Source organism: Streptomyces sp. NPDC000151 (assembly GCF_040301705.1).
Lineage (GTDB): Bacteria > Actinomycetota > Actinomycetes > Streptomycetales > Streptomycetaceae > Streptomyces.
In genome coordinates, this window is sequence record NZ_JBEPFC010000095.1 from 14,904 (window position 1) to 27,533 (window position 12,630).

Annotated in this window: 11 protein-coding genes; 7 read left to right on the forward strand and 4 right to left on the reverse strand. The window is 72.0% G+C overall.

The features are described 5' to 3' along the window. The first annotated feature begins 90 nt into the window (after window positions 1-90). The 4 genes from ABT381_RS23830 (at window position 91) to ABT381_RS23845 (ending at window position 5,248) form a co-directional block, all read left to right on the forward strand. Complete coding sequence (locus tag ABT381_RS23830) at window positions 91-387, forward strand: sarcosine oxidase subunit delta (RefSeq protein WP_351597867.1); 297 nt, start codon at window positions 91-93, stop codon at window positions 385-387. Next, on the forward strand, window positions 384-3,275 hold the full coding sequence (locus tag ABT381_RS23835; protein WP_351597870.1) for a sarcosine oxidase subunit alpha family protein: 2,892 nt from the start codon (window positions 384-386) through the stop codon (window positions 3,273-3,275). The genes ABT381_RS23830 and ABT381_RS23835 overlap by 4 nt, the downstream gene beginning before the upstream one ends. Further along, entirely contained in the window at window positions 3,268-3,897 is a 630-nt protein-coding gene (locus ABT381_RS23840; protein ID WP_351597873.1) for a sarcosine oxidase subunit gamma, read from the forward strand. The genes ABT381_RS23835 and ABT381_RS23840 overlap by 8 nt, the downstream gene beginning before the upstream one ends. A gap of 199 nt (window positions 3,898-4,096) precedes the next feature. Then, the gene (locus ABT381_RS23845; RefSeq protein WP_351597876.1) at window positions 4,097-5,248 is read left to right on the forward strand and encodes a glycoside hydrolase family 6 protein; all 1,152 of its coding nucleotides are present in this window, start codon (window positions 4,097-4,099) and stop codon (window positions 5,246-5,248) included. Here the strand turns inward: ABT381_RS23845 and glxA are convergent. Both glxA and ABT381_RS23855 read right to left on the reverse strand, forming a co-directional pair. Beyond that, the gene (gene glxA / locus ABT381_RS23850; RefSeq protein ID WP_351597879.1) at window positions 5,196-7,124 is read right to left on the reverse strand and encodes a radical copper oxidase GlxA; all 1,929 of its coding nucleotides are present in this window, start codon (window positions 7,122-7,124) and stop codon (window positions 5,196-5,198) included. The two genes, ABT381_RS23845 and glxA, sit on opposite strands and share 53 nt — an antisense overlap. Window positions 7,125-7,168: 44 nt before the next feature. Then, the gene (locus tag ABT381_RS23855; RefSeq protein WP_351597882.1) at window positions 7,169-9,532 is read right to left on the reverse strand and encodes a glycosyltransferase family 2 protein; all 2,364 of its coding nucleotides are present in this window, start codon (window positions 9,530-9,532) and stop codon (window positions 7,169-7,171) included. Between the two features lie 302 nt (window positions 9,533-9,834). Here ABT381_RS23855 and ABT381_RS23860 point away from each other — a divergent pair, with 302 nt between their 5' ends. Further along, window positions 9,835-10,161 carry a chaplin gene (locus ABT381_RS23860; protein WP_351597885.1) on the forward strand — a complete coding sequence of 109 codons (327 nt, stop codon included), beginning with the start codon at window positions 9,835-9,837 and terminating at the stop codon, window positions 10,159-10,161. A gap of 69 nt (window positions 10,162-10,230) precedes the next feature. On the opposite strand, the gene ABT381_RS23865 is transcribed toward ABT381_RS23860, so the two are convergent. Together ABT381_RS23865 and ABT381_RS23870 are read right to left on the reverse strand one after the other, a co-directional pair. Then, entirely contained in the window at window positions 10,231-11,061 is an 831-nt protein-coding gene (locus ABT381_RS23865) for an ABC transporter permease (RefSeq protein ID WP_351597888.1), read from the reverse strand. After that, on the reverse strand, window positions 11,058-12,077 hold the full coding sequence (locus ABT381_RS23870) for an ATP-binding cassette domain-containing protein (protein ID WP_351597891.1): 1,020 nt from the start codon (window positions 12,075-12,077) through the stop codon (window positions 11,058-11,060). The genes ABT381_RS23865 and ABT381_RS23870 overlap by 4 nt, the downstream gene beginning before the upstream one ends. Before the next feature lie 97 nt (window positions 12,078-12,174). Here ABT381_RS23870 and ABT381_RS23875 point away from each other — a divergent pair, with 97 nt between their 5' ends. Then, on the forward strand, window positions 12,175-12,288 hold the full coding sequence (locus tag ABT381_RS23875) for a lasso RiPP family leader peptide-containing protein (RefSeq protein WP_351597894.1): 114 nt from the start codon (window positions 12,175-12,177) through the stop codon (window positions 12,286-12,288). Between the two features lie 60 nt (window positions 12,289-12,348). Further along, on the forward strand, window positions 12,349-12,630 hold a 282-nt coding region (locus ABT381_RS23880; RefSeq protein WP_351597897.1), incomplete at its 3' end, for a hypothetical protein.

Here is a 12,630-nt window from a genome sequence, read left to right on the forward strand (position 1 = left end):
CCGTTGTGGCTGGTCGCGCAGTTCCCCGCGCCCCTGAACTCGCCCTTCGGGCTCGTCGTGACGGGCCCGCCCCCCTCGAGAGGAACGACCATGCTCCTCCTGTCCTGTCCATGGTGCGGTCCGCGTGACGAGACCGAATTCCACTACGGGGGCCAGGCCCACGTCCCCTTCCCCGCTGACCCGCACACGCTCGATGACCGGCAGTGGGCCGAGTACGTCTTCTACCGGGACAACCCCAAGGGCCCGTTCGCCGAGCGGTGGATGCACGCCACCGGCTGCCGCCGCTGGTTCAACGCCGTACGGGACACCGCCACTTACCAAGTGCTGGCCACCTACCGGCTCCACGAGCCGCGCCCCGACGTGCTGTCCGAGGGAGGGAACCGATGACCGACCAGCACCGCCGGCTCCCGTTCGGGGGCCGCATCGACCGCGCCACCCCGCTCCGCTTCACCGTCGACGGCCGCGAACTGACCGGCCACCCGGGCGACACCGTCGCCTCCGCGCTGCTCGCGGCCGGTGTCACCGAGGTCGCACCCTCGATCTACCGCGGCCGCCCGCGCGGCATCACCGCCGCCGGGGTCGAGGAACCCAACGCGCTGTTGCAGATCGACGGCCCGTGCTCGGAAGGCATGCTCCCGGCCACCACCGTGGAGCTGTACGACGGGCTGTCCGCCACCACGATCTCCGGCCAGGGCCGGCTGGACCCCACCCCCGACCCCGCCGTGTACGACAAGAAGTACGTGCACACCGACGTGCTGGTCATCGGCGCAGGGCCGGCCGGGCTCGCGGCCGCCGCCACCGCCTCGGCCACCGGCGCCCGGGTGCTCCTCCTCGACGAACAGCCCGAATGCGGCGGCGCGTTGCTCTCCGGGCGCGGCGAGACGGTCGACGGCCGGGACGCGCTCGCCTGGGTACAGGAGACCCGGGCCGCGCTCGACGCCGCGCCCGAGACGCTCGTCCTCTCCCGTACGACCGCCTTCGGCTCCTACGACGACAACTATGTCCTCGCCGTGCAGCGCCGCACCGACCACCTCGGCGCCGAAGCACCCGAAGGCGTCTCGCGGCAGCGGCTGTGGCACATCAGGGCGGCGCAGATCGTACTGGCCACCGGCGCCCACGAACGGCCGCTGGTCTTCGCGGACAACGACCGTCCGGGCATCATGCTCGCCTCCGCCGTCCGGACGTACCTCAACCGGTACGCGGTGGCGCCCGGCACGCGCGTCGTGGTCGCCACCACCCACGACAGCGCGTACGAGACGGCGGCCGACCTCTGCGCGGCCGGCGTCGAGGTCGCGGCCGTCGTCGACGCCCGTACCGAACTGTCCGAGCCGGCAGGGGAGTTCGCCACTGCCACCGGAGTGGAGGTGCTGACCGGTAGCGCGGTGGCCGGCACCGCCGGGGACCCGCGGCTGACCGGCGTCACCGTCCGCGCGTTGGACGAGAACGGCCAACTGACCGGCCCCGCCCGGTCCTTGGACTGCGACCTGCTTGCGGTCTCCGGTGGCTGGAGCCCGGTCGTGCACCTGCACAGCCAGCGGCAGGGGAAGCTGCGCTGGGACGAGGAGCTGGCGGGCTTCGTACCGGGCGAGCCGGTGCGCGACCAGCGGCTCGCCGGCGCGGTGTGCGGGACGTACGACCTGGCCGGCTGTGTCGCGGACGGGGCAAGGGCCGGGGCGCAGGCCGCCGCGGACGCCGGGTGTGCGACCGATGTCCCGGCCGCGCGCACGCCGGAACCGCCGGCGCCCGTACGTCCCCTCTGGCTCGTCCCCGGCGAGGGCGACGACCCCGGCGCCTGGGACACCCACTTCGTCGACCTCCAGCGTGATGTGACCGTCGCCGACGTGCGGCGCTCCACCGGCGCCGGGATGCGCGGCGCCGAGCACGTCAAGCGGTACACCTCGCTCGGCACCGCCAACGACCAGGGCAAGACCTCCGGCGTCAACGCCATCGGTGTCATCGGTGAGTTGCTGAAGGAGGGCAGCGCACCCACCTCGCCGGGCGACATCGGCACGACGACCTACCGCGCGCCCTACACCCCGGTCGCCTTCGCCGCCCTCGCCGGGCGGGAGCGCGGCGACCTCTTCGACCCCGACCGCCGCACCGCCGTCCACGACTGGCACGTCGAGCAGGGCGCGGAGTTCGAGGACGTCGGGCAGTGGAAGCGGCCGCGGTACTACCCGCGGCCCGGCGAGTCCATGGACGAGGCCGTCGCCCGCGAGTGCCGGGTGGCCCGCGAGGGCGTCGCCTTCATGGACGCCTCCACCCTCGGCAAGATCGAGATATGGGGCGCGGACGCCGGCGAATTCCTCAACCGCATCTACACCAACGGCTTCAAGAAGCTGAAGCCCGGCTTCGCGCGCTACGGCGTGATGTGCAAGCCCGACGGCATGATCTTCGACGACGGCGTGACCCTGCGCATCGCGGACGACCGGTACTTCATGACCACCACGACCGGCAACGCCGCCGCCGTGCTGGACTGGCTGGAGGAGTGGCTGCAGACCGAGTGGCCCGAGCTGGACGTGAAGTGCACCTCGGTCACCGAGCAGTGGACCACCGTCGCCGTCGTCGGCCCGAAGTCGCGCGAGGTGATCGCCCGGGTCGCCCCGGACCTGGACGTCTCCAACGACGCGTTCCCCTTCATGACCTTCCGCGAGACCACCCTCGCCTCCGGCGTCCCCGCGCGCGTCTGCCGGATCTCTTTCTCCGGTGAACTGGCCTACGAGATCAACGTCTCGTCCTGGTACGGCCGGGCCGTCTGGGACGAGGTGCACGAGGCGGGCCGCCCGTACGGCATCACTCCGTACGGCACCGAGACGACGCACGTGCTCCGTGCCGAGAAGGGCTTCATCATCGTCGGCCAGGACACCGACGGCACGGTCACCCCGCAGGACGCCGGGATGTCCTGGGTGGTCTCCAAGCTGAAGGACTTCGTCGGCAAGCGCTCCTTCGCCCGGGCCGACACCGCACGCGCCGACCGCAAGCACCTGGTCGGCCTGCTGCCCGCCGACCGCACGACCCGCCTCCCCGAAGGCACCCAGATCATCGACCGCGGCGTGCCCGTGACCCCCGAGGCCGGCCCCGTGCCGATGCTCGGCCACGTCACCTCCGCCTACTACAGCCCGGCGCTCGGCCGCCCGTTCGGCCTGGCGCTGGTCACCGCGGGGCGCGACCGGGTCGGCGAGACCCTGCTCGCCGTCGTCGGCGACGACCTCGTACCCGTCGAGGTCTCCGGACCCGTCCTCTACGACCCCGAAGGGACCAAGCGCGATGGCTGAGCCGACCGTCACCGACACCGCCACCGGCCCCGCTGCGCTCCGCCGCAGCCCGCTCGCCCACCTCGCCGACCGGCTGCGCGACGCCACCGTCACCGGTCCGCGCGGCGTCGCGGTGAGCGAGTGGCCGTACACCACGATGCTGAGCCTGCGCGTCGAGCCGGGTTCGGCCGCCGCCGCGCGGATCGAGAAGTGCCTCGGCGCCGCGCTGCCCGCGCGCTGCGGGGAGACCGCGCCGGCCGGGCCGCGCACGACGCTGTGGCTCGGCCCGGACGAATGGCTGGTGGTCGCGCCGCCCGGCACGGCCCCGCTCACCGCCGAACTCCACGAGGCGCTGGCCGGCGAACCCGGCTCGGTCGTCGACGTGTCGGCCAACCGCACGGTCCTGGAGCTGCGCGGCCCCGCGGCCCGCGACGTCCTCGACAAGGGCTGCCCGCTCGACCTGCACCCGCGTGTCTTCACCCCCGGAGAGGCCGTCGCCACCCGGCTCGGCCCGGTCCCGGTGCTCCTGTGGCGGACCGCCGAGGACACCTACCGCCTCCTCCCGCGCGCCTCCTTCGCCGACTACCTGGCGCGCTGGCTGATCGACGCGATGAGCGAGTACGCCCGGCCGGAGGTGACCTGACGGCGCACCACTCCTTCGCGGGCGCTGCCACAGCCGGGCAGTAAATACCACGAAAGGCGGTCATGTCATGCCATTCTGAACTGGTATGACATGACATGACCGTTCTGTCGGGGTGGCGCGCCGTACGGACGCACCGCGAAGGAAAGGGAACCGATGACTGGGCAGACAGCTGATGAGCCGGCGAAATAACCGGGCGGGCGTGGCCCTGGGAGTACTACCGCTGCTCGGGTTGGTGACCGCCGCGTGCTGGGCCGCGGCCCCCGAGGGCAAGCCGACCGGGTTCTGGGTCGACCCGGACACCCCGGGCGCCCGGAAGGCGCGCGTACTGGCCGAACGGGGACGGGAGCCGGAGGCGACCCTGCTGCGCCGGATCGCCGACCAGCCCGTGGCCGTCTGGCTCACGGAGCAGAACCCCGCACCCCGCGTGGCGCGCATCGCCGGGCAGGCGGCCGGCGACGGCCGCGTCCCGATCTTCGTCGCCTACAACATCCCGCAGCGGGACTGCGGCCATTACTCGGCGGGCGGCGCCGGCAGCGACAGCGCCTACCGCGACTGGGTCGCCCGGCTGGCCAAGGGACTGGGCAACCGCAAGGCGGTCGTCGTACTGGAACCGGACGCGGTGCCGCACACCGTCGCCGGCTGCCGCGACCGCGCACGCAACGACCGCCTGGCGCTGCTGAACGAGGCGGTCAAAACCCTCAAGGCGCGCCCCGGCGCTTCGGTCTACGTGGACGCGGGCAACGCCTCCTGGATCAAGGACACCGACGCGCTCGCCCGCTATCTGACGGCGGCGGGCGTGAAGCGGGCCGACGGCTTCGCGCTCAACGTCGCCAACTTCCAGACCACGGCGGTGAGCGAGGAGTACGGCGACAAGCTCTCCAAGGCGCTCGGCGGCGTGCACTACGTCATCGACACCAGCCGCAACGGCAACGGCCCGCCCCCGGAGACCCAGGATCACGCGATCGGCGCGGAAGCCTGGTGCAACCCGCCCGACCGCGCGCTCGGCCTCCCCCCGACCACCCGCACCGGCCACCCGCTCGTGGACGCCTACCTGTGGATCAAGCGGCCCGGCGAGTCGGACGGCACCTGCCGGGGCGGCCCCCCGGCAGGCCAGTGGTGGACCGACTACGCGCTGCGGCTCGCCCGCGCCGTGGGGGAGGACCTGCGGCCACCGGAGCCGCCGCAGAAGCCGGTGCCCCCGCAGAAGCCGGAGCAGGAGCAGGCCGCCGCCGCACAGGAAGCGGCCCCGGCCCGGGAAACGGCCGGTGCCGCCTCCCCGGCACCGGCCGCCTCGCCGCTCACTTCACATGCACCCACTTCGCCTGCGACGGAGTCCCCCGCGAGTCCGTGAGGAAGAGCATGTACCAGCCCCGCGGCACCAGCGAATGGCTCTTGGGCACGCGCACCGACAGCGTGCCGCCGCGGCGCTCGAAGTCCAGCGCCACCGACCGCTGCTCCACATCGGTGACATGGGTGACGGCGCTGGGCCGCATCAGCCGGGCGGTCCGCACCTTCCCGGCGCCGGCCACGGTGAAGCGGGTGGTCCCGCCCCGCTTCACCTCGGTCGGGCCGTGCGCCGCCGCCGGCCGCGCACGGTCGTAGCGGTACGGCGGCGTGTAGACCTCGATGCGCTTCTCGAACTCCCCGACCCTGGTGTTCGCGCGGTCCGAGAACAGCGGGTCCGAGCCGAAGACCGCGATCCGCCCGTCCGGCAGCAGCAGCGCCTCGGAGTGGTAGTTGCGGCCCACGGTCGGGTCCGCCGCCTTGGCGAACGCGTGCGCACGCGGGTCGAAGATCTGCGCCTTGTGGTTGTCGCTGGCGCCCTTGCCGCGGTAGTCGCCGGACCCGCCGCTGGTGAACACCTTGTCGTCCGGCGTGAGCACCGCGTTCAGATAGCGGGTGCCCTCGGTCAGGCCCGGCCCCGGCCGGTACTCCGGGTGCTTCTTGGTGAGGTCGACCAGCGCGGTGCGCCCCGTGGACTTCGGTGACTCGCCGACACCGCCCCCGCCGAGGAGCATCACCTGCTGCTTCTGGGCGGGTGGCAGCAGCACGGAGGCGGAGGTCTCGGTCAGCTGAGGCTCCGTCAGCCCGGGCACCGGCTTGAAGGTGTTCTTCTCGACGTTCCAGATGCCGGGCGTGCGGCCCTTGTCGGCCGGGCCGTAGCCCGCGTTGGAGCCGGAGTAGAAGAGCTTGCCGTCGCCGGTGAGGAAGAGCGCCGGATAGGTCGGGAAGTAGCGGTGCGGCCCCTTGGACCACTTGCGCGTCTTCGGGTCGTAGATCTCGTTCTTGCCCGGGATGATCTCGCCCATGTCGTCGAGCCCGGACACCGACAGCACCTTGCCGCTCTTCAGGGTCACCAGCGTCGGGTACCAGCGCGCCTCGTTCATCGGGTCGACGCGGAGGTACCGCTCGGCGACCGGATCGAACTCGTAGGCGTCCTTGAGGCCCTGGAAGTCCTTCTTGTCCAGGCCGAGCTTGGTCGCCAGACCGTAGTGGTTACGGGCGTCCGCGCCCTTGAGCCCCTTGATGCTGTACTGCGCGGCCGTGTTCGTCACCCCGGCCCTGCCGCGCCGCACGGCCTCGACGTACACCCGCGCCTCCCGCGCGCTGACCCGCATCCTCCCGCTCCCGTCGCGGGCGGCCTTCTTCTTGGCGCGCGGCACCACCACCGGGAACTGCGAGCGGTACTCCAGGCCGTCCGGGCTGCGGAAGACGGTGCCCTTGCGCAGCGTCTTCGGCTTGTCGGGATCCTCGTTCTTCACGACCATCAGGCCGCCGGCCCGGGTGACGTCGCCCTTGAGCTTCTCGTACCGGCGGGTGCCGCCCGCCACCAGCAGCTTGCCGTCCGGCAGCTGGGCGTGCCCGGCACAGAACATGTCCTTCGGTGTGTCGATCTCCTTGAACGTGTTCTTGGCCGGGTCCCACAGCACGCTCTGGAACGTGCCGGCGGCGAAGTTCTTCGCGTTGTTGCCGGACCCGGCGATCATCAGCACTTTCCCGGTGTGCAGCAGCGCGGCGTGGATGGAGTTGATCCGGAAACGCTGCGGCACGTCCACCAGGTCCCAGTGCCCGTACCGCGCCTTGTAGGACGGCTGGTTGATCTTGTAGTCGTGGTACTTGTGCTCGGCGTAGCCGATGACGGCCGGCGCGTTCATCGCGCCGACCGCGCTCAGCGCGACGGCCCCGATCGCCACTTTGCGCGTGCGGGGACTGGGTCGGTATCTCACGGTGCGAGCCTCCTGACGGTGAGACGAGGGCCGGGCCGAGGCGGTCAGGCCGGTGGGTGCGGCGGGTCGGCTTCGGCGGCGCGCGGCGGCCCGCCCTCGGTGTCGGGGCTCCGCAGGTACTCCTCCACCGCCCACCGGCTCGAAGCCACCTCGACCAGGTCCTTCAGCCGGGCGGCCGAGGGCCCGCAGCAGACGTAGTACGCGATGCCGTGCGGCTCGCCGCCGGTCCGCCGGGCCAGCACCCAGCGCCCGAACCCGTCCTGCCGGGGCGGGCGGATCGTGACGCGCGCCCAGGAGCAGTCCCGGTCGTGGTGCTTGTCGGCCCGGCCCGGCACGCTCTTCCACGCCTGCACGGGGAGGGTGGTGACCAGGGTGTCCACGCGTGCGTCGGCGCCGTCGGCGGTGTGCACCGTGTCGTTGGGCCGAAGGGCCAGCACGTAGGGGACGCGGGATTCCTCCAGCCAGTCCCGGAGCGGCGCGTCCTGCCCGTACAGCGCGTCGGCGGTGACCCAGGAGAACGGGGCCTCCGTGTCGAGGGCGTGCTGCACCAGCTCCCGGAAACGTTCCTGGTCGCTCGTGGCGGCGGGCGCGAGCGGCTCGGCGCGGGCCGGTGTCGGGTGTTTCGCGCGCCGTCGTTCGTGGGCCACCGACCAGCGCCAGACGACCAGCGGGGCGAGGGAGATGACCAGCGCGATCGAGGCCCAGGTCCGCATGGCCGCGTGGGTGTGGTTCAGGAACACCGAGGCGATCAGCGTCGCGCCGAACACACCGGCCCACAGCAGATGGGTGGCGAAGGAGCGCAGCCGGTCCGGGTTGGCCGTGCCGCCCTTCGACGTGACGATGAAGCCGGCCTTCCGCCGCAGGACCGCGCCCGTCAGGGAGCGGGCGTACAGCGGCGCGGCCATCGCGGACATCGCCATGCCCACCATGCCCGAGGACCCCTGCGGCTCATGGGGACTGACGTTGTGCCGCCGGTTCCACATGTAGAGGCCGATCTGCAGGGCCGCGGCATCGCTGTACAGCATCATCCACATCCGCGACTCGACCTGGACGCCGGAGGCGCCGAGACAGAGGAACAGCGCGCAGGAGAGGCCGCCGATCATCCAGTTGACCGCGGCGATCGGGTAGTAGGTCACCATCAGCGCGTAATTGAGCACCTGGCCGGCCGTGAGGCGGAAGGCCGCCCGCCCGAACTGGCGGAAGAGCGATTCGTAGGTGCCGCGGCTCCAGCGCAGCTGCTGGTTGAAGAAGTCGCTCCAGGTGGCCGGTCCCTCGCCCACGGCCAGTACGTCGGGGGTGTAGACCGAACGCCAGGGCCGGCCGGTGGCGGGGTTGCGCCGGCGGTGGATCTCCAGCCCGGTGGCCATGTCCTCGGTGATGGAGTCGTAGAAACCGCCGGCCTGCCGCAGGGCGCTGATCCGGACGCAGTTGTTGGTGCCGACGAACATGGGCGAGCCATAGGCGTTCCCGGCGCGCTGGATCAGCGCGTGGAAGAGGAACTGCTGGCTCTCCGACGCCCTGGCGACCGTGCTGTCGTCATTCCCGTAGACCTGGGGCCCGACGACGAAGGCCACATCGGGGTCCCGGAAGAAGCCCATCATGCGCTCCAGGTACGCGGGCAGCGGCACATGGTCGGTGTCGACCCCCGCCAGGAATTCGTAGGCGTCGCCGTGCGCGTCCAGCCAGGAGTTGTAGTTGCCGTGCTTGGTCCTGGCGCGGAACGAACCGGTCGGCCGGTTCCACTTCTCCACGCCTTTGCGGGAGAAATGCCGCACGCCCAGTTCCTCGCACATCCGCCGCATCTCCGGGGTGTTCCCCTCGTCCAGCAGCCACACGTCGAGCGGGCCGTTGTGCCGGAGCGCCATGGCGCCCTCCAGCGTGGCCCGGACCATTTCCACGGGCTCCTTGCCCGGGACGAAGGTGGTCAGAAATGCCACCCGGGTGCCGGGCGCGGGAGTGACCGGCACCGGGTCCCGGGCCACGAGCGTGGCGTGCGCGATGGAGACGACGTTGAGGACGCGGAAGGTCTCCAGCAGGCCGATGGAGACGAGCATGACGGCGTCGGCGGCCGTCTCCCAGCCCGCCGCGTATTCACGGTGCACCCAGTGCAGCGGCTGCAGGAGCCAGATGAGCAGCGCCAGCGAGGCGAGGGGCGCCCCGACCAGCAGCAGGGCCGTCCACACGCGGTGCGGGCCGCCGCTCAGCAGGCTTCGGTACTGCACCCGGTAATTCGCGGGATCGGGGTGCGGTGGAGTGAGCGGACCGGCCAGCCGGCTGAATTTCTCGTAGTCGTAACGAGGGACGGACGGCGCGTCGCCGACGGGGGAGCAAATCTCGGTTTTTGTGTCCTCCCCTTGTACTGAACGGCTGGTGACCGCTACCGACGGGTGGCCATCGTGCTGATCCATGGCAGTTTTCCGCGAGAATGCCACGTTACCCCTCGTTACGTATGTAGTTTATAGGTCGAACGGGCCACTAAAACGCTAAGCTAACAAAACTTCTGTATGCCGGAGAGTTCGCCATCCCCGCGGGCCGCCCGAATGGCGGCAGGGTGGCCGGCCGTCCTGGCGCGAGATTCTGAATTTCTCTGCGTCCGAACAGGTGAAAAAATTGTTTCTCCGCAACTTTGAGCCCGTTCGGCCCGATCAAGAGGGGGAAGGGAGACGGCAGTACGGCCGCCTCCCACTCGCTTCAGGAAAGGCCAGTTGTCATGTCACGAATGGCGAAGCTCACCGCTCTCACGGCACTCGCGGCCACTGCCGTCCTCGGTGGGGCGACGACCGCTTCCGCCCACAACGGCGGAAGCAGCGGTGGCGCCGGTGCCGCCGCCGCGGCGTCGAATTCCCCCGGTGTGCTGTCGGGCAATGTGGTCCAGGTGCCGATCAGCATCCCGATCAACGCCTGCGGCAACACCGTCAACATCATTGGCCTGCTGAACCCGGCCTTCGGGAACACCTGCGTCAACGGCCACACTGGCCAGCAGGACGACCACCACCACAACGACCACCACGACAACCACCACCACAAGGGGCACTGAGACCGGCACGCCCGCGCCCGCTCCCGTCCGGTGTTCCCAGCCCGGCACCGGACGGGGCGGGCCGGCCGCTCACTCCAGCCGGCCGAAGCGGCGGGCGGCCCACGCCAGCCCGCCCGCGCCCAGCAGGGCCAGGGCCAGGAGTTCGAGGACGGCCGGGGGCTGCCAGTCCCCCCAGCGGACGCCGGTGGAGGCGAGGCCGCCGGGGACGTACTGGGCAATGCTGCGGCGCAGCACGTCGACGGCGTAGGCCAGCGGATTGACGGCGGTCAACTGGGTGAGCCAGCCGGGCAGGGCGGTCAGCGGGAAGAAGGCCCCCGAGAGGAACAGCAGCGGCATCAGGGCCAGCCCGAGCAGGGTGTGGAAGGACTCGACGCTGCGGATGCCGATCGCCAGCGCCGCCGTCAGGGCGGTGAGGACGAACGAGGTCAGCGCCATCGTGGCCAGCAGCGCGAGCAGCAACAGGGGGCGGTAGGGCAGCCCGACGGTCCCCGACGCGGCGAGCAGGACCGCACCCTGGGCGGTGGCCACGGCGGTGCCGCCCAGACAGCTCCCGTACAGCAGGCTGGAGCGGCGTACGGGCGCCATCAGCGTCTCGCGGAGATAGCCGCTCTCGCGATCGGTGATCAGCCGCATTCCGACCGTCACCGCGGGGGTCTGCACGGTCATCACCAGTACGCCGGGGAACAGGTAGGTGCGGTAGTCGCCGCCGACGGCCGTCGCGGGGACCAGCGCGGCCAGGCCGCCGCCGAGCAGCAGCAGGAACAGCAGCGGCTGCACCAGCGTCACGACCGTCTGCAGCGGCTGGCCGAGCATACGCAGCAGGTCGCGGAGGACCAGGGCGTGGACGGCGCGCAGTTCGCGCAGCAGGGCGCCCGGCGGATCCAGCGCACCGGCCGTCACGGCCGGCTCCCGTCGCCGCTCAGGGGGGCGTCGGGCGGAGCGATGCGCCGCCCGGTGTGGTGGAAGAAGACGTCGTCCAAGGTGGGTTCCGTGAGGGAGACGGCGTGTACGGGGACGCCGCGGGCGGCGAGCGCGGCGCACAGCCGGGGGATCTGCCGGGGGCCCGCCGCCACGGCGACGGTCAGCCCCTCGGGCGCGGTGACCGCCCGCAGGCCGAGGTCCTCGCGCAGGGCGGCCGCCGCCGCGCGGTCGTCGGCGGTGCGTACGCGCAGGCGGTCGTCGCCGATCGCGGCCTTCAGGGCCGCCGGGGTGCCCTCGGCGACGACGCGGCCGCGGTCGAGGATGGCGATCCGGTCGCAGTGTTCGGCCTCGTCCAAGTAGTGCGTGGTGACGAAGACGGTGGTGCGCCGGTCGGCGCGCAGCCGCGCCAGGTGGTCCCAGATCTGGGCCCGGGAGTGCGGGTCGAGGCCGACGGTCGGCTCGTCGAGGAAGAGCACGCCCGGCTCGTGGAGCAGTGCGCGGGCGATCTCCAGGCGGCGGCGCAGCCCGCCGGAGAGCGTGCGCACACGGTGCCGGCGGCGGTCGCTCAGCCCCGTCAGCTCCAGGAGCGAGGCGCTGCGTGCCCGGGAGCGCGCGCGGGGGAGGCCGTACAGGCGGGCGTGGAGGTAGAGGTTGCATTCGAGGCTGAGGTCGGGGTCGACCGCGCTGTGCTGGAACAGCAGGCCGACCCCGCGCCGTACCTGCTGCGGTTGGGTGCGGACGTCGGCCCCGGCCACCACGGCCTGCCCGGCGGTGGGGCGGGCCAGGGCGCACAGCATCGCGATGGTGGTGGTCTTGCCGGCGCCGTTCGGCCCGAGGAAGGCGAAGGTCTCCCCGGGGCGCACGTCGAGGTCCACCCCGCGTACCGCCTCGGCGCCGGGGTAGCGCTTGGTCAGACCATGGGCGCAGATCGCGTAGCGCTCGGCGTGGCCGGCGCGGTCCTCGGCACCGCCGGACGCTTCCTTTTGACGCGGCACGTTCCACACCTCAGCATGAGAACAAGGGAGAAAATCACCTTATCCGGGCACCCTGCCTGACGGGCGCCAACACGAGCGCAGAAAGAAGGTGACGACGATGCGCCTGCCGTACATTCCTCCGACAGTCGTCCGCATGGGACGGGTCGAAGAGCTGACCGGCCAGCTGCGCCACGGCGTTCCCGATCTGCTCGGCCACGGCAACATCCTCTGACCGTCCGCTGAACGGAGGCGGAGCCGAGCGCTCCGCCTCCGCCCATGAGGTGGTGAGAGGGTGGCCGGACACGACGTCGTCGCACAGGGTTTCACCGAGTTCCCCGGCTGTTCCGGGCTGATCGCCACGGGCGCGCACACGATCGAGCGGGGCTGCGTGCCCTTCGACGCCCGTTCCGCGGACCGCCCACGGGGCAGCCATGTCCACCAGTGGGTTCCTGCCGGAACGCGCCCTGCACGGTCCCGCGTACCGGAAGCCCTTCCCGGCACCTTCCTCCTCCTGGCGGGCCCGCTGGGCGGGCCGCTCGCCGCGGACCGCGCGGAGCGGCTGGCCCGCGAGGTG